This is a genomic window from Rubritalea spongiae (genome assembly GCF_042652385.1).
Taxonomy (GTDB): Bacteria; Verrucomicrobiota; Verrucomicrobiia; order Verrucomicrobiales; family Akkermansiaceae; genus Rubritalea; species Rubritalea spongiae.
The window spans coordinates 2512780-2531191 of sequence record NZ_JBHSJM010000001.1 but is presented as its reverse complement, the minus strand read 5'-3'; the positions used below and the strand labels follow the sequence as shown (position 1 = coordinate 2531191).

15 protein-coding genes are annotated in these 18412 nt (G+C 49.1%); 9 read left to right on the top strand and 6 right to left on the bottom strand.

Annotated elements, in window-relative coordinates:
* Window positions 1-263: 263 nt before the first annotated feature.
* Together ACFPK9_RS11270 and ACFPK9_RS11265 are read right to left on the bottom strand one after the other, a co-directional pair.
* Window positions 264-2345 (bottom strand): vWA domain-containing protein, encoded by a 2082-nt coding sequence (locus ACFPK9_RS11270; protein ID WP_377094989.1) that lies wholly within the window; start codon window positions 2343-2345, stop codon window positions 264-266.
* Window positions 2346-2357: 12 nt separating this feature from the next.
* Window positions 2358-2873, bottom strand: a complete 516-nt coding sequence (locus ACFPK9_RS11265) for an RNA polymerase sigma factor (RefSeq protein WP_377094988.1) — start codon at window positions 2871-2873, stop codon at window positions 2358-2360.
* Between the two features lie 121 nt (window positions 2874-2994).
* Between ACFPK9_RS11265 and priA the strand changes: the two genes are divergently transcribed.
* From priA to ACFPK9_RS11250, 3 genes are all read left to right on the top strand, one after another.
* On the top strand, window positions 2995-5217 hold the full coding sequence (gene priA / locus ACFPK9_RS11260) for a replication restart helicase PriA (RefSeq protein ID WP_377094987.1): 2223 nt from the start codon (window positions 2995-2997) through the stop codon (window positions 5215-5217).
* 468 nt (window positions 5218-5685) lie between these two features.
* Window positions 5686-6405, top strand: a complete 720-nt coding sequence (locus tag ACFPK9_RS11255; protein WP_377094986.1) for a hypothetical protein — start codon at window positions 5686-5688, stop codon at window positions 6403-6405.
* A 139-nt stretch (window positions 6406-6544) separates the two neighbouring features.
* A complete protein-coding gene (locus ACFPK9_RS11250; RefSeq protein WP_377094985.1) occupies window positions 6545-7435 on the top strand; it encodes a hypothetical protein in 891 nt (296 codons plus the stop codon).
* Between the two features lie 199 nt (window positions 7436-7634).
* On the opposite strand, the gene ACFPK9_RS11245 is transcribed toward ACFPK9_RS11250, so the two are convergent.
* The 3 genes from ACFPK9_RS11245 to thiE form a co-directional block, all read right to left on the bottom strand.
* Window positions 7635-8735: a transposase gene (locus ACFPK9_RS11245; RefSeq protein ID WP_377094984.1), complete on the bottom strand. Its 1101-nt coding sequence runs from the start codon at window positions 8733-8735 to the stop codon at window positions 7635-7637.
* 367 nt (window positions 8736-9102) lie between these two features.
* Window positions 9103-10026: a PfkB family carbohydrate kinase gene (locus tag ACFPK9_RS11240; RefSeq protein ID WP_377094983.1), complete on the bottom strand. Its 924-nt coding sequence runs from the start codon at window positions 10024-10026 to the stop codon at window positions 9103-9105.
* A 9-nt stretch (window positions 10027-10035) separates the two neighbouring features.
* Window positions 10036-10677 carry a thiamine phosphate synthase gene (gene thiE, locus ACFPK9_RS11235; protein WP_377094982.1) on the bottom strand — a complete coding sequence of 214 codons (642 nt, stop codon included), beginning with the start codon at window positions 10675-10677 and terminating at the stop codon, window positions 10036-10038.
* A gap of 179 nt (window positions 10678-10856) precedes the next feature.
* On the opposite strand from thiE, the gene ACFPK9_RS11230 reads away from it, so the two are divergent.
* From ACFPK9_RS11230 to holA, 6 genes are all read left to right on the top strand, one after another.
* Entirely contained in the window at window positions 10857-11750 is an 894-nt protein-coding gene (locus ACFPK9_RS11230) for a tetratricopeptide repeat protein (protein ID WP_377094981.1), read from the top strand.
* 87 nt (window positions 11751-11837) lie between these two features.
* Window positions 11838-12440 (top strand): bactofilin family protein, encoded by a 603-nt coding sequence (locus ACFPK9_RS11225; protein ID WP_377094980.1) that lies wholly within the window; start codon window positions 11838-11840, stop codon window positions 12438-12440.
* 210 nt (window positions 12441-12650) lie between these two features.
* Entirely contained in the window at window positions 12651-13589 is a 939-nt protein-coding gene (gene nadA, locus ACFPK9_RS11220) for a quinolinate synthase NadA (protein ID WP_377094978.1), read from the top strand.
* Between the two features lie 115 nt (window positions 13590-13704).
* Window positions 13705-13992: an ATP-dependent Clp protease adapter ClpS gene (clpS, locus tag ACFPK9_RS11215; protein ID WP_377094977.1), complete on the top strand. Its 288-nt coding sequence runs from the start codon at window positions 13705-13707 to the stop codon at window positions 13990-13992.
* Window positions 13989-14465 carry a DUF2017 family protein gene (locus tag ACFPK9_RS11210; RefSeq protein ID WP_377094976.1) on the top strand — a complete coding sequence of 159 codons (477 nt, stop codon included), beginning with the start codon at window positions 13989-13991 and terminating at the stop codon, window positions 14463-14465. Before clpS ends, ACFPK9_RS11210 begins: the two co-directional genes overlap by 4 nt.
* Window positions 14466-14478: 13 nt before the next feature.
* Window positions 14479-15591, top strand: coding sequence for a DNA polymerase III subunit delta (gene holA, locus ACFPK9_RS11205; RefSeq protein WP_377094975.1), 1113 nt, complete (start codon window positions 14479-14481; stop codon window positions 15589-15591).
* A 67-nt stretch (window positions 15592-15658) separates the two neighbouring features.
* On the opposite strand, the gene ACFPK9_RS11200 is transcribed toward holA, so the two are convergent.
* Window positions 15659-18355: an MGH1-like glycoside hydrolase domain-containing protein gene (locus ACFPK9_RS11200; protein WP_377094974.1), complete on the bottom strand. Its 2697-nt coding sequence runs from the start codon at window positions 18353-18355 to the stop codon at window positions 15659-15661.
* Between the last annotated feature and the right edge of the window lie 57 nt (window positions 18356-18412).

The following is an 18412-nucleotide window of genomic DNA, read 5'->3' as shown; positions in this document are numbered from 1 at the left end:
GGTGCAATTTTTTGAGAAAAAAAAAGGCTCGATGAAGAAGCTATGCGAGCATCATGTGCGAAAAGAAACGCAAATTTATCAACAAAGAGCCCACACCACTTTTTTCACATAGCGCAATTACTCAATCCACTCTCATCCCGAGAACTCTTAACTCTTAAATTCTATCCATTCTACTCCGTAAACGACTCCAGTAATTTAACATCAAAAAAAGGCCAACTCCTCTCGAAGCTGACCTTGAAAACACTCTCTCATAGCCGACAAAGCTACTCGCGCTGCTGATACTTCTCTACGAGCTGAATGAACTCAGCGCGCTGCCCTTTGCCATCCGCACCTTTCCCCTTCTTTGCCAAGTCTAAAACCATGTCTAAGTCGCCAGCTCCTTTATATTCACTCTGACGAAGTTGCATACCAAAGAGAGCAACCGATGCTGCAAACTGCATATCTTCACTCACCTCATTCTTCCCATCTACAAAAGGAACTGAAAAGTACGAACTCTCATCATCCACCTTTTGCTCAGGCTGCTTGTAAGCAAGCTTCACAAAGCAAAGCTCATCACTTTCTTTCATCTTAGGCATCGGAGTTTTCTCTTCACCCTCGAAGTATCGCGAACCATCGACTTGATCACCAAAAGGCTTTCCATCCGCAGGAATGATTTCGTAAAGCGCCGTCACGGTATGACCTGCTCCGATCTCCCCCGCGTCGACTGTCTTATCTAGAAATGCCTCAGCAGGTAACATGCGATTGGCATAGCCAATTAAACGGTACGCTTTCACCTTCGATGGATTCATCTGCACTTGAACCTTCACATCTTTGGCAATAGTCACCATCGTTCCCATCATATCCTCTAACAAGACCTTGCGACCTTCTTTGATAGAATCGATGTAATTATAGTTACCGTTCCCATTGTTTGTGATCGACTCGAGCATCGCATCATTGATGTTACCTTGACCGAAACCTAACACGGAAATGTAAGTTCCTTCCTTAGCCCTCTCTTTCACCATTTTCGTCAACGACTTGTTGTCAGAGACTCCGACGTTGAAGTCCCCATCTGTCGCAAGAAGAATACGATTCACTCCACCTTTCTTAAACTGCTCCTTCGCCACTTTATAAGCCAGCTGGATTCCAGCACCACCAGCAGTTGAGCCGCCAGCACTCAAGCTATCCATTTTCTGTAAAATAGTCTGACGCCCAATGTCATCCACTGCCGTCGCAGGTAAGGCCAAGCCTGAAGCTCCAGCGTAAACTACAATACTCACCGTATCATTCTCATCCAGCTCTTCTAACAAATACTGCATACTCTTTTTTAAAAGTGGCAACTTGTCCTGACTATTCATCGAACCTGACACATCTAACAAGAACACTAAATTCGCAGCTGGACGCTCCGTCCGAACAATATCTTTCCCCTGAATCCCAACTCTAACAAGTCGATGTTTTCGCTCCCAAGGTGCAGCCATAGAATCCACCTGTACAGCAAAAGGATGTTCCGCTGTCGGCTGTGAATACTGATAATCAAAGTAATTAATCATCTCTTCGATCCGCACCGAATCCGCAGGAATCTGTTGCCCATAATTTATCATCCGGCGCACATTAGCGTAACTCGCCGTATCCACATCGACCGCAAAAGTAGAAAGCGATGACCGCTCATCCACTGGCGCTGTCCATTGATTATCGGCAAGTTCACCATAGCGCTCACCACTCATAGCTTGATAGGGTTTTCCAGGGACAGGAAAACAGTGCATCTCAGCAGCGGGAGGAGCACTCAAATTAGACTCCATCGAGCGTCGAACTCCTTGTGCAGCAACAAAACCAGGTGATGCTGGTACTTTTTTAGCATAAGGATAATCTGACTTCCCTTTCATATGATCTTTACCAAAACTATCTGCTAAATCCCCATCTGCTGAAAGGCTCAAATCCTCCACCGCCAGCTGACGATCCACCCGCCCCTCCAAAACCATCGCGCTCTCCCTCTCAGCCACAACACTAGGTTCGCTTAATGCAGGAGCTGAAGGTTTCCTGTCCCTCACTTCACCTAACTCATCTACGACATTCTTTCGTCCACTTACCGCTCCAGCATCAGAAGTCACCTCCACGTCATGCCGCGCAATGATATCCTTTTCTTCCGTTCCCCAGAAATAGCTAGCGCCAATTCCTAACGCTAGACACGCCGCCACACCGGTTCCCAGCGCCCAACGCGTTCCAGCGCTCAGCCCTTTAGCGGGCATCTCAATCACCTTCCCCTTCTCTGCTATTTTTTCCTCTAACTCTCTGAGAAATGCCTCATCATCTCTCTTTCCATTCTTTGCATGCTCTTTAAGCAACTCATCTAACAATCTATCTTTTTCCATTTTTCTATCCTCCTATTTATTTTCTAAACACTGGCGCAAGGCTTCACGGGAGCGCTCAAGACGCTTTCTCACCGTCGCACCTGCTACCTCTAACTTCTCCGCAGTTTCCTCAGTACTGCAGCCTTCATAATAAAAACTCCTCACCGCACCTAACAGCGCCTCAGGGAGTTTACCTATACAAGCTTCCAACTTCACGAAAACGCCCGGACCTCCATCCTGCCTCAGCTCTTGCCATGTCAACATTTCTGCCTCCATCGACTCCAACACCTCGTCTTCGATCGCTATTTGCTTGTTATTTCGACGCATCGTTTCACGCCATTTGTTGCGGATAATTCCGCGCAGCCAAGAGCCAAAATCGCGCGTCACATCGAAGCGCTCTTGATTCTCCCAAGCCGTAACTAATGAGTCCTGCACGATGTCTCGGCTCTGGTGCGTCTCACGGGTTAATGCCCGCGCATACACCAACAATTCGCGGTGGTGCTCGCGCGCCATATCCGCAAAGGTCTCCTCTTTTGTTTCATGTTTCATTACTAGAGCTTCCATAGTCTTTCATGTGCCATTGGCCCCAGCGATTCATTTTGTGACATCTTTCTACATTTTTTTAATCAATCCACTTCTCACACCGCACTTCCCACTCCACACTCCCCCAGTGCAGCAATCCGCTAGAGTCCTCATCGACGGCCCATCCGAGCTCGTCTTCGACTACATGATCCCTACTGACATGCCCATCGTAACGGGCTGCCGGGTTCGCATCCCTCTGCGCAATCGCGACTCCACTGGAACCGTCCTAGACATCGGCCCTCCACCACAAACAAACTTCACCCTCCGCCCGATTTCTTCCCTCATCGACCCCGAACCACTCATCACCCCCACCCTGATGAAACTCGGCAAGTGGATCGCGAACTACTACGTCGCCCCGCTAGAGCAAGTCATGCGCGCCCTCCTCCCCGAATCCGTGCGCCAAGACACCCATAGCGAGAAAACCCGCAAAGTCGTCGAACTCACCGCCATGCCCGCAACAGACGATTTGGAAAAAATCGCCAAACGCGCACCGAAGCAGCACATCATTCTCAAGTTGTTAGAAGCCAATGCCGGCGCAATGCCACTCAAGGATCTCGGCGGTGGCTCCGTCAGCGCCGCCGTCAAATCCCTCGAAAAAAAAGGCCACGTCAAACTGACCGAAGAAGCGGTGAGACGCGACCCAGATGAAGACCAAGAGTTCCTCGAGTCAAAACCACTCCAACTCAACTCCGAGCAAGCTGAGGCGCTCAAACAAATCCTCGAACCCGCCACCAACGAAAATGGCATCCCCAAACCCATTCTCCTCCACGGCGTCACCGGCTCAGGTAAAACCGAAGTCTATCTCCAAGCTGTCCAACACGCCCTCGACCAAGGTAAGAGCGCCCTCGTCCTCATCCCGGAAATCTCCCTCACCCCCCAGACCGTCCAGCGCTTCAAATCCCGCTTCGCCGCCCTCCAGGACCAAGTTGCCGTCCTCCACTCCCACCTCTCCCAAGGCGAACGCTTCGATGAATGGCACCGCATCCGCAACGGCCAAGCCCGCATCGTCATCGGCGCCCGCTCCGCCATCTTCGCCCCCCTCACAAATCTCGGCATCATCATCGTCGATGAAGAACACGAAAACACCTACAAGCAAGAAACCAGCCCGCGCTACCACGGCCGCGATATCGCCGTCCTCCGCGCCCACTTCGAAAAAGCCGTTGTCGTCCTAGGCTCAGCCACCCCCTCCCTCGAATCCTTCCAAAATACCCAATCGGGAAAATACCAACTCATCCGCCTCACCCAGCGCGCCGACTCCCAGGCCATGCCCATCATGCGCGTCCTCGACATGCGCATCGAAGCACAGAAACAAAAAGGCCGCATCGCCATCCTCTCCGACCGACTCCGCGTCTCGATGGAGAAAAAATTAGAAAACGGAGAACAAATCATCCTCTTCCTCAATCGCCGAGGCTTCGCCCGGTCCCTCCAGTGCCCCCCCTGCGGCCACGTCTGCGAGTGCCAACACTGCGCCATCCCGCTCACCTACCACCGTACCGATGACCGCCTCGTCTGCCACATGTGCGGCTACCAATCACTCCCACCTAAAAAATGCCCAAGCTGCGGCGACGAAGCCATCCGACTCCAAGGATTCGGTACCCAAAAGGTCGAAGAAGTCATCCAGAAAGTCTTCCCCCAAGCCCGCATGGCCCGCATCGACGCTGACACCATGCGCCGCAAGAACGCCCTGCGCGACACCCTCAATAAATTCAAAGCCCACAAGATCGACATCATCATCGGCACCCAAATGATCGCCAAGGGGCTCCACTTCCCCAATGTCACCTTGGTAGGGATTCTCAATGCCGACCTCGGACTCCACGTCCCCGACTTCCGCGCCGGCGAGCGCACCTTCCAGCTCCTCACCCAAGTCGCTGGTCGCGCTGGCCGCGGTGAGCTCGAAGGCGAAGTCATCGTCCAGACCTTCACCCCACACAGCCCCAGCATCCAGTTCGCCCGCCACCACGACTTCGACGGCTACGCCGAACAAGAACTCCAGTTCCGCAACCAATTCGGCTACCCACCCTTCGCCCACTGCGCCTTGTTAGGCACCCGCTCTACCCACGAACGCCGTGCCGAATTCACCCTCGAAAACCTCCACAAGCGCCTCAGCAAAGACCTCCCACCACAGATCGAACTCGGCGAACCCATGCCCTCCCCCCTCACCCGCGCACACGGCCAATTCCGCTACCAGCTCATGCTGAAATCCACCTCAGCCCGCGCCCTCCACCAGCACGTCCAGCGCGTCCTCTCCACCACCCCACCACCAGACGACGTCACCATCATCTTCGACATGGACGCCCTTGGCTTCTTTTAACAGGTTCCACCTCCCTCTGACCTACGAGGCAAAAGCCCGCATGAGGCAAGGACGCTTATCCCTAAGCGTCCAGCAGCGCAACGGTCTTCAAACCGAAAATCCCTCACCCACTCCTGCCAACTGCACCTCATCCCGTTCGCGATCCACATCCTTCGCTCCATAATATTAGACAGATAACTTTCCGGACACTATCGCCCATAGCACTTGGGCGCTCCAAACTGTGAAATGGAACAAATCTCTTACACTAAAAAAGAGACGACCTTTCTGTTTGATAAAACATCCCTTTTCTCCGTAAAGTCTAACGTGTCCGCTCTTCCAGTGTCTCTATGTTTGCCACCCCACCATTATGACAGATCATTCATTATTTTTCCCCGCGCAAATTCCCCCTCATTACTTTTCCCAATGTCACATAGAAAGAATTTCATTACTTTCCCCTCAGACAAATAAACCTACTGTCCTCCTAAAAATATGTCATGCGTTCACGAACAACTAAAAGCGTCACTAGATCGCTGGCTTGAAGTGCATTGGCATATTCACCAAATAGAAAAAAACTACCACTACCCAGATGGTGTGCGATACTCATTCAATTCCCTAATTCGTTCAGCCAAAGAAATACCTGATATAATTTCAATGGAGCTTCAAAATAGAGCAGACTACAAGAATAGCATTAAGCCATACATAGCTAGACTTAAGGAAGATCCATTATTTTCTCTTCTTTCTACTAGAAGAGATTATTTAGTTCACAGAGGCATGTTAGAAGTCAATAGCTCTGGAAGCATCGGAACAACTGAAGGCAAAAAACGACCTAAAATATCAGCTTCATTTCCTATTCAGCCATGGGAGTCAAGCGATGAGGCATACCAGCGCTTTCTTGTAGCTTGTAAAAAAGATAAAGCTTTACGCAGTCTTTTAGGACCTGACTGTGATTCTTGGCCCATCTTAAGGCGTAAATGGTGCATACCTGAATTCCCCGATAAAGATTTCCTCGAAGTGGCTATTCAAACATGGCAAACATTGGGAGATACTCTTTCAAGTATAATATCACAATTAGGAGGTGAAGTATTAGACACTACATTATCCTGTCAACATGACCCATACTACATAAGGAACAAAGAGTATTCTCAAGAAGAGTTTTTTCGATTAGTAGATGGGATCAACGTAGAAACAGGTGAACCCATAAAACAATAAAAATGGAGAACAAGGCGCAGTAGCCAACCACAGACGGCGCACGCTAGCCAAGTTTTCACTCAATTATAACTCCAAACAACAAGTCATACATCGCCCTCCCGTCTGTGGCGGCTATGCTATGACGTTCGCAAAAATAAGAATGGAAACCATATACTACGAACACGTTCCAGGAGGTTACGGGCAGATTCGCTACAATCCACTTCTCCTCGCAAACGTGACGAACACCCAACTAGAGGAATGGTTTCTGAATTACAAATATCTCCATTTCTTACTAAACAAAGATACCGAAGAGGAGTTCGCCCAATACAAGCTCCCCGTCGAATTCGAATACAGCATGAGAACGAGAAGTCGCTCTTTTCAAGAGTTAGCTGATCACTCGAAAATCTTAATCGACCAAAGTCTTTTTCAAGACCTATTCAGAGTCATGGTGTCGACGCTAGAAAAGGCTAACGAGATGATAGAGATAACGAACCTCAAGAAAGTTGGTTGTTCGATTGAGGACTTCAAGGTAGAGATAAAAAAGAAGGTGAAGGCTTTCCATAAGAAACCGTTCCCCGAGAAAGTAAAAAAGTTCGAGGTTGAGGAAGGCTTCAAAGAGTATCTCGAAGCACTAAAAGCAGTAAACAAAGCCAGAAACTGTTTTGAACATCGAAACGGAGTACTTGGAAAAGAGGACTGCAACAGCGGAGATAAGCTTGTCATGAACTGCCGTTACCCTGCACCAGTTGGAAGAGATAATAAACCGATTGAGATACTGGATCGCATGCCTCTTGGAGAGCACTATCGGTGCGAATTTGTCGAAACCAAGCTGAAGTATCGAATCTCCGAAAAGTTGAAGATGGGCTTCGTCGATTCCTATAAGCTTATCTACACGATCAACTTTGCCTTAAAGGGCATTGTTGATGACATTTATAGAAAATGTTCTTTTGACGAACAAATTTGGATTATAAAACAATTTAAGTGCGAACAAGACGCCGGCCATAATAAGACCGGCCATAATAAGACAGACAAACTTCCGAGGAGAAATTGAAATCTACAACTCAACGCTCTTTCTTCTAACAAAAATGGCCTCCCCCACGCTGACTCACCAGCACCCTGCATAAAAAGCACTCAAGGAATTGCATTTTTCGACGGATCATCCACCTCTTGGACACAGTACACCCTTGAAATCTCCCTCCAGATTCCTACTCACTTCTGTACACCCACCTCACCTCCCCCGTCTTGCCCCTTTACTCTAACTGCAACTGCCGAAGAGTATAGATTGGCGCTTGGGACACAGATCTCTGACACCTACTCGCCTTACTCACCCGTGGCTTCGGCCAATACCCATTGTCATTGAGCTGAGCAATCACCCCATTCACAAAGCTCTGGCTTCCAATCACTGCTCCATCGATAAGAAACTTCGCTCGACTGCTCACCAGTTCAGCAGCACTTAACTCTCCTGCTCGCGCTTGCTCCTTCTTAATTTCATCTTCACTAAAACCCTTTCGTTTATTGATTTTACTCCCCTGTAGAGCTTTCGCTTGCTCACTCTCACCTGGTGCGCGTGCATCTTCATAAAGGCCCAAACGATAGCGTCCTGCTATCTTGCGCCACGCATACCGATCCTTCACCTCTGATGATTTTAGAAATTGCTGCGTATGATGTTCATCATCGCATTTCTCCAACACCCGAGCTATACCTAAGCGGGCCTTTTCACCTCCAGCCACCGCCTCAGCGTAACCACACCAACGGTAATCTTTCGGGTCTTCCACCATTCCCGCCCGCACTGGATTTAAATCAATGTAGGCCGCCGTCACTCGTGCGACATGTCCCTCTTCGATGAGTGCGCTATTATAACGCTCTTCCCACAGAGTGCCTTTACGCTGATGCGCCTTATTAAACCATCGGCTAAAGCGCTGCTTCAGCGATTTCATAAATTGCCCAAGATCCCACATCCTCGAGAAGTAGCGTTCCCGTAGCTGGTCGTACGCTTTTTGGCCTTCTGGAGTAGCTGCTGCAGAACTCAACAAAGCGAGCGATTTCGCTATCACCTCAACTTCTGCACTCGGCATCACCAAACCTAATCGATCCAATAATTCTGCGTCACTCAATCCTCCTTCAGGTCGAGGCGGCACCTCTACTAACAAGTGGAAATGATTACTCATCACACAGTAACTCAGCACCCGCACACCGCAGAATGCTTCATACAGACGCATGAACTTTATAAATTGCTCCTTCTCGAGCTTCTTAAAATGAAAACGGCGCTCTACCACACGTGACACACAATGATAAATAGCCGATTTCTCCTCTTTGCCGACCCATGGGGCCAAGATACGAGCTTTAGCCATAGAGAGCACACTACCACGCTAACTAAAAGAAAACCAGTACTCTTCTAATAGTTGTCTGTCTAATATTTGCTTGTCTAATAGTTGCTTAAAATCATCCATTCCGACAATATAGCCGGGAGAATGGTATTAAGCCTCAAATAAAACTAAAAATCGATTAAGCCGGGCAGCTCGAGCAAGCTAACACAGACACCACGCCCCCACTCAAAGTCGATTGATTTCTCTAAACCATTACCCTGCGCTTAATGCGGGTTGGCACTCTCATTCCGAGTGCCATGCTTAAAGAGCAAACAGATAAAACAAAGACACACACTTACATGCATCGGTCGCGATGCATGTATGCTGAAAAGCGAGCATGCTATTTGTAGGCCTACCAGCTGGAAATCTCTTTCAATTTCGCCATCCGAGCATCGAGATCTTCGCGCGTTGCTGACTGGAGGCGCTGCGTTGAAAAGGCTTCGCATGTGAAACTCGCAGCCACTGTGCCGCGCACCATCGCCTGTTTGAGATCATCAAAACTATAAGTATCCGTTTCCAGGCTCGCTAGGTAGCCTGCCATACCTCCGAGGAAAGAATCGCCAGCTCCAGTGGGATCCGCCACATCTTTGAGCGGCCATGCCGGACAACGAAAGAGTGTGCCATCTTTTGCAAACAGCATCGCACCAAATTCACCGAGCTTGATGATCACGTGCTCAGGTCCTTTCTCTAACAAGCGCTCACCAGCCAGAACCAAATTCGAAGTCTGAGCAAACTCGCGCGCTTCAGATTCATTGATCACTAACAGGTCAATCTTCTGCAGCACTTCGTGAAGCTTTTCATTGGCTATAGCAATCCAGAGATCCATGGTGTCTGCGATGACATATCGGCTTTCAGCCTTACAGCCATCGAGCATTTCCAGCTGATTTTCAGGAGACATATTCGCTAACACGACGATCTCACTCTGAGCAATTTCATAAGGAACTTTCACCTTCCAGCCCTCTAACACATTCAATGCCACAGCATGCGTCTCGCGGTCGTTCATGTTTGCCATGTACTCGCCAGACCAAGTGAATGAAGCATCTTCAGAGCGTTCAACACCAGCCAAGTTCACACCATGGGATGCTAACATCTCGAGATGCTCTTGCGGGTAATCGTTTCCAATAATTCCCACTAGATTCACAGCATCATGATAATAGCTCGTCGCTAAGGATGCGTAGGCAGCAGAACCACCAAGAAGGTTTCTTCCTTCTGCGGTCGGCGTTTTTACGTTGTCGATTGCGACTGTGCCGCCCACGATGACTGATTTTTTACTCATGAAAATGTGTTATTCGGCTTTCCCTAACTGATCAACCACAGACTGAGCGGCCGCGAAAATATCCTCTGCGCCTAAAATATCAGAAACGATCACCACCCGCCGCGCACCAGCTCCGATCACCTCCTCTAAATTATCTCTTTTAATGCCACCGATGCAGAAAACAGGAATGCGTGTTCCGATCGTTCCCTGCACACGCTTGACCTCATCGACTCCGATCCCCGGACGTCCCTTTTTGGTTGGCGTTGGAAAAAGTGGGCCAAAGCCAATGTAGTCAAAACCATCTAACAATGCATCTTCAGCCTGATCTGGAGAATGCGTCGAACGTCCGACGATCATTTCTTCCCCTACCACAGCTCTCACCTGCTCTAAAGTTCCATCATCCTGACCGATGTGCACCCCATCGGCTCCAATCTTCTTCGCGATAGCAGGAAAATCATTCACAATAAATGGTACATCTGCAGCTTTGCAAACTGGCTGGATCAGCAACGCCAAACGCTCTATCTCTGCGGCAGAGACTCCCTTCGCACGCAACTGGATAATGCCAGCCCCGCCCTTCACCAACGCATGCGCCACCGCTTCTACATTTTCTGAATTGGTATAGCCCATGTCCACTATTCCGTAGAGCAACGCGTCATTTAGTTTAGATTTCATAAGTAATAGCCCTTGAGTCCTTTATTTATAAGCAACGGATCTAGAGCCAACATAGCACAATTCAAGCCTAATTGAATCAGCGCTTTGTACAGAAGCTCTTAACACCTGTAATTTCCTTTGCTCCACTGTCTTTATTACTTGCAAGATGGAGCTCAGATTCTTACCACCACGCAGAACAAATGGACGATACACCCACACCTATTGCAGAGATCGATCACGGTCCTTCTAAATTTGACATCTTTCTCGAAGAGAACCAGAAGCTCCTCATCGGTGGAGCTGTCGTTATTTTCCTCGGAGTCCTCGGTTACGTTGGCTACACAAGTTTTGCTGAAATGAAAGCCGCTGAAGCTGGCGAAGCTCTCGCAGCCGCTGAACAAAGTGCAGACATTCAACAAGTCATCTCTCAGCACAGCACATCCGCATCCGCTGGATCTGCAGCCTTACTTCTTGCCAACGAAAAGGCTCTCGAGTCGAACCAAGCTGCTATCGATGCGCTTCGTGATTTCATCTCCAACTACCCGAATCACCCAGCTCTCGCCACAGCGACTACTAACCTCGGCCTCCGCCTCCTCAACGAAGGAAAACTTGATGAAGCGCAAGCGCAGCTCAGCTCCGTCGAAGACATCGCAAATTCCGAGTACATCGCACCTGTAGCGAAAATCGGCCTTGGTGACATTGCTAAAGCAAAAGGTGACACCGAGCTAGCAAAGCAAAATTACAATGAAGTCATCAACCTAGTTGCGGATGCTGCTGGCACCGGTGACACTATCGGCACTGTGAACAAATTCGCTGGCTATACTCAGATCGCAAATACTCGTCTCCGCCTACTCACAGCAGAAGCTCCAAAAGAAGTAGAAAAGAAGACAACTCCTGAGCCGAGCATCGCTCCTACTTCACCTGAAGTGACCGAAGCTGAAGCTCCTACATCCAAAGAAGCCGCTCCTGAGAAGAAGCAACGGAAAGCAAAAGCGCGTAAAGCCAAAGCTAAAAAGTCAGCTACTCCAGAAGCCGATTTACAAGAAAATACGCTTTCTGAAGAAAAAGACGAAAAAAATTCACAAGCTAGCGAGTAAACGATATATACGCAGCAGTAAATTCTCCGCATTTCAGAGCGATCTATTTAGTCACTCACAATAATCACAAACCATTCATAATCAACCGTGTCTGTATTCAAAAAATATATCAGCAACCAAAACGAAGACCAAGGCTCACAAAGCAACACATCTTCCGCATCCTCCTCACCTTCATCAAAGCCAGCTCCAAGCCCGTCCCAAAGCTCAAGCACACCCGCTGCAGCTTCACAAAAGCCAGTAGCTGAATCCCGCCCGACACAGAAGTCCAACACTTCTCAAATCGCCGCAGGCAGTGGCCGCAACATGCTCAGCTCTGATGTGGAGATCAAAGGTAAAGTTCGCTTTACCAATGACCTTGTAGTCGACGGTAAGATCGAAGGTGAAATCGATTCTGATGGTTCACTTACAGTCGGTGAAAATGCTCGCGTACGCGCAGAAATCCGCACTCGTTCTGTAGTCATCTACGGTAAAGTTCACGGCAACATCACAGTTTCAGACCGCGTTGAACTGAAGGCAAATGCTGAACTCGTCGGCGACATCAAAGCCGCTACGCTTTCTATCGAAGCTGGTGCTATCTTCGTTGGTAAATCCACTGTTGGCGCTCCGTCTTCAACGCCTGCATCGAACTCAGCGGCAAATGCACCTGCAAGAAAACAAGCTCCTGCAGCAGCAGCAGCAGCTTCACGCTAGACTCTGCCAAGCAACCGGTCGACAAGCCCAATAAAAGGGCTAGACCAAACAACCAACTAGATTTCAACATCTAAATATTTCCATCAACGGACACCCCATTTCACTGGGTTGTCCGTTTTCCGTTCCTCACACAGTTTCAGTTCTATGCAATCATTTGACAAAGCAAGTGACTCACCTGCAAACTGATAACTGCCAACTGAAAATTTTTCCATGGCTACCACTGCTATTGACCTCAAAGAAGAAATCTTGCAGCTCAAGAAAGAGCGCAATGCCGTTATTCTCGCCCACAACTACCAAGTGGGTGAAATCCAAGACATCGCCGACTACGTGGGTGACTCACTTGGCCTCGCATACAAAGCTCAGGAAACCGATTGCGACGTCATCGCCTTCTGCGGCGTCCATTTCATGGCTGAAACTGCCAAAATTCTCAACCCGAACAAGACCGTCGTTCTCCCAGATCGCGATGCCGGTTGTTCACTTGAGGAATCCTGCCCAGCAGAAGACCTCGCCGCATTCCTCGAAACTAACAAGGAAAAAAACTACTACGTCATAGCCTACATCAACTGCTCTGGCGGCGTAAAAGCTCTCTGCGATGTCATCGTCACTTCCGGTAACGCCATCGACATCGTCAACAAAGCTCCCGCAGATCGCCCGATTCTCTTCGTGCCTGATGCCAACCTCGGCGCATGGGTCATGGAACAAACTGGTCGTAAAATGGATCTCTGGCAGGGCTCCTGTTACGTTCACGTCGAGTTCACCCAGAACTCGATCAATGCCATCAAAGAAGAATATCCTGAGGCTCTCGTCGTCGCTCACCCAGAGTGCACCACTGCTGTAAGAATGCTCGCCGATGAAGTCTGCTCTACCGAGAAAATGATCGCATACTGCCAAAACGCACCCGTCAAAGACATTATCGTGGTGACCGAGTCAGGCATGCTCCACCGCCTTCAAAAAGAAGCACCGGACAAGAACCTCATCCCTGGACCAACAGATAAATGCGCCTGCAACGACTGCCACTTCATGAAAATGAACACCATGGAAAAGCTTCGTGATTGCCTGCGCGACCTCACTCCTACAGTCGAGATGCCTGAAGAAATCCGCCAACGCGCTGAAGCTCCAATCATTCGCATGCTCGAACAATCGAAGTAAGTAAACAGCACGATCGATTAAATATTTCTAGAAAGCCACAGCAGCACACGCTCCTGTGGCTTTTTATTACTTACGGGTTGAAGCATCGGCCACACCACGTCAATATCTTACACAAATGCCACCGGAATCACCCAGCACCACAACGCGCACAAAATCAAAAACCGAGACCTCTCCACCGTGGTCGGTTGTGATTTTCGATGATCCAGTCAATCTAATGGCTTACGTGACCCTCGTTCTCAAACGCATTTTCGGCTACAATAAAGAGAAAGCTGAACAACTTATGCTAGAGGTGCACAATGCCGGAAAGTCCATCGTCTGGACTGGTGAAAAAGAAAAAGCCGAGCTCTACGTCCAGCAGCTCCACTCCCACCAGCTCAAAGCCTCTATCCAAAAATCCCAATGAGAGTCGCTCCTACACTCGATAAAAGTCTGCGCATCGACGCCGAGTCCCCTACCGACTGGCTGGTGTTAGAAATGATCTGTACCGATGCCAGCCATATGCCCGACGAACCTCTCGCCGACAAGCTAGCCGACTTCATGGCAGCTGACGAGGACTGGAATGAACTCATCACCCCCGAACTTTCTGACCAATTCAACGAGCAGATCCTTCACGTCTCTCGCGCCATCAGTACAGCTGAAAAAGGCAATGACCTCACTGGCTCACTCTTCATTACCTCGGAAGAAGCTGATATCTGGTTTGGCGCACTCAACCAAGCTCGACTCTCACTCGAGGAGCGTCATGAAATCAGCCAGTACGAAAACGACATCGATGAAGAAGCTTTAGAGTACGAAGACCCATCACTTAAAGCTGCTATCATTCGTTACCACTTTTACACCAGTCTACAGTCGATCATGTTAGACTACATTCTAGACTAACACTCTCTAATAAATGCCAACCAGCAATATCCACGTAATCTACGGCACTGATGACGGAGCATGTGCAGAAGCCGCACTCAAACTCTTTAACCAACTCAAGCCTGATGACGGAGACGACTTCGCCAATGACATTGTCGATGGCAACGCCGACAATGCGGAGCACGCCCACGAGATCTGCTCCAAGACGATTCAGGCACTGCAGACACTTCCCTTCTTCGGCGGTGGAAAAATTGTCTGGCTCAAGCGCGCCACCTTCATGGGATCCGATAGAACCAGCGAGGCCGAACGTGCTAAAGTCGGAGTCGAAGCACTCAAAGACACGCTCGAAGCGGGCCTAGGAGACGACATCACTTTCATACTCTCAGCCACAGGAATCGATAAACGTCGAGCCTTCTTCAAATGGCTCAAGGACAATGCAACCCTCATCGAGCACAACAAACTCGACACCTCAAAAGACGGTTGGGAAGAGCAAGTCGCCATGATGGTGCAAAAAAAAGCGAAAGAGTTAGATCTCAATTTTACGGCTGATGCGATGGAGCTCTTCGTCATGCTAGCTGGCGAAGACACCCGCCAAATCAATGTCGAAATCAATAAACTCGATCTCTACCTCGGGAAAGACCGCCGCACTGTAGAACTCGATGACATTCGTAAAATGGTTCCCCTTTCTCGAGCTGGACTCGTATTCGAAGTAGGCCGTGCATTGCAAAAACGCGACGGCGCACGCGCGCTCGAACTCATCGACCAGCAACTCGACCGCGGTGAATCAGCCATCGCCATTCTCCGGGCATCACTCATCCCCACCATCCGCAACCTCTTCATGGCGCGCGCAGCGGGTGAGAACATGAAACTCCCCAGCCATAACTACAAAGCATTTGCCGGAGCTCTCGACAATTTACCTGAAATGGAACGCGCTTGGCTCCCTCAGAAAAAAGCGGGCGGAGTCAATGCCTACCCACTTTTCCTCGCAGCCCGCGACGCCCAAGCCTTCCCGCTCACAGCATTAAAGAAGGCCATGGAATCTAGCCTCGATGCCGATCGTTCCCTCGTGACCACCAGCCTCGATCACCGCATGGTGCTTCACCGACTCGTGGTCGAACTCATGAGTAGCGCTAGAACCAGACGCTAAATGAAAATGGTCGTCCAAAACCTTTTTGTTAGCACCTGCGCTGGGCTGTTAGTCACGTAATTGCGAATCAACCCTTAGCCTTCTGTTTCGCCAACTGGGTGGCACGATAACGCATCAATGTCACCACCAATGCCGTCCATCCAGTCTGATGGCTAGCACCGAGCCCCTGACCTGTGTCACCATTAAAATACTCATAGAATAGCACTAGCTCTTCCCAATCTTGCCCTTGTCGATAATTATCCATGTTACTCAAACAGGGACGACTACCATTAGCATCAGGTAAGAACATTCCTACGAGGCGGTCGCTAATCTTGTCTGCGACCTCACCCAAACTTAACTTCACTCCTGAGCCTGTTGGAAACTCAACTTGGAAGTTATTGCCATAAAAATGCTGATACTTTCTCAGTGAAGCGATGATGATATAATTTACAGGGAACCAAATCGGTCCACGCCAGTTAGAGTTTCCACCAAACATATAATCATCAGATTCACCTGGCACATAGCCCACGGTGTGCTCCTCACCTTTCCAAACAATACTATACGGGTGCTCCTTATGGTACTTTGAAAGCGACCTCAAACCGTAGTCAGATAAGAATTCATCTTCATCTAACATCCGCACCAATAATTTCTCAAAACGGTCTCGCAGCGGAAGCATTAACAAACGAGATTCTTTATCATCACGCTGCTCGTCTCGATAGGTCGTGTACTCAGCAAGATCTGGGCGATTCTCAATAAACCAATTGAGACGCTTCTTGAAACCAGGCATTTTATCCACCTGCTTCATATCAATTTCAGCCACGCCCATCATGGTCAACAATCCAACCATCGAACGGACTTTCAGCGGAATTCTCTGCCCATTTTTTAAGACTAACTGATCATAGTAAAAACCATCATCCTCACACCACAGACCTCGCCCATCTTCTTCATTCATTGCACGCGCAATGCGGATGAAATGCTCAAAGAACTTCGAGGCCATGTCCTCGTATGCTGGACGTGTCTCAGCAAGCTTCAGGCACATCTCTAACATTTGAGAACAGAACCCACCCATCCAAGCTGTGCCATCAGCCTGCAACAAGCGCGCTCCATCACCTAAATCCTGAGAACGATCAAACACTCCAATGTTATCCAAGCCTAAAAAACCACCAGAGAACAAATGGTTCCCATCGTGATCCTTGCGGTTCACCCACCATGTAAAATTAAGACAGAGCTTCTGTACCGCACGCTCTAACCAATCAAGATCTGCGATTCCCTTACTCTCTAAAATCTGATGTACCTGCCACACCGCCCAAGCATGCACTGGTGGATTCACATCAGAGAAATTCCATTCATAAGCTGGGATCTGACCATTCGGGTGCAAGTACCATTCCCTTAAGAAAAGTAAGAGCTGCTTCTTGGCAAAGTCTGGATCCAAACGTGCGAAGGCCACCATGTGAAACGCACTATCCCAGCATGCAAACCACGGGTACTCCCACTTATCTGGCATCGACAAGACATCTCGCGCGAACATGTGACGCCAGTCCTTATTCCGCCCGTACAATCGAGAAGGAGTTGCGTTTTCCACTCCATTATCACCATGCAGCCACGGCTTCACGATGTAATAATAAAACTGCTTAGACCACAACAGCCCAGCATAGCCTTGAACTGCCACCCTCCTCTCTTCTTCGCTCAAGCCTTCCGGCAGCATGCTATCGTAGAACCCAAACTCCTCAACTTCACGAGAAGAAATGACTTCCTCAAAATCCTCAAATCGCTGCCCATGATCGTCTTCGACCGCGATCAAACGACTGCGAACCTCAAAAGTCTCTCCTGCTGCAACCGTAACTTTCATCCATGCCGCCGCTTTCGTTCCCTTCATTGCAGGATTTACAGCTTCCTCGCGACCATCAATCACATAATCGTGAAATGCGTCTTTTGTATACTCCACCTTATTTTCCTGCCCATAAAGCGAGTGCAAGTTTGAGTCATTTTCAGTAAACAACCATTCCACTGGCACTCCTGCCGTTTCGTCCAAATAGAAATGAAATTTACCCATATCACAGTGATCAATTACTAAGCGATCACCTTCTAATTTGATACTTGGCTTTTCCCAATCTGACTCAAAATGATCATCGCCCCATGCCCAGCTGTTGCGCAACCAGACACTCGGCAACACGTGAATGGTCTGCTCTTCCGAGCTGCGATTCGTAAGGCGAAGCCTCCAACACAAATCGCTCGGTTTCGCTTTCGCCACCGTTGTTTCCACATCCCAGTACATGCCATCCTCTAACACTCCTGTGTCTTCAATACCGTACTCAGGCTCCTCAGGCCCACGCTCTCGATTGGTCTTCACCAAATCTTCATAAGGAAATTCCGCAATCGGATACTTATAAAGAGCTCGCGTGTACGAATGCGTCGGCGTGCTATTTAGGTAATAATAACACTCTTTGACATCTTCCCCGTGATTTCCCTGCGTTCCACTCAAACCAAAAAGTCGCTCCTTTAAAATAGGATCCTTCCCATTCCACAACACAGGAGCGAAATTTACTCGCGACTTCCGATCACACCAACCTAACAGACCATCCTCACCCCACCGATATGCACGACTACGCGCTTGATCATGGGTAAAATAATTCCACGCATCCCCTCCTTCTGAGTAATCCTCACGCACAGTCCCCCACTGACGCTCCGCCAAATATGGGCCCCATCGTTTCCAGTTTCGTTCGCGTGAAGCTTCTTCTTCCAAACGTACACGCTCGGGGGTATTTCTCTCGTGCTCGGTGATCATCCTACGCGCAAACTAGCACGCTAAATACCACTTGTGAACATAAACTATGTCACACTG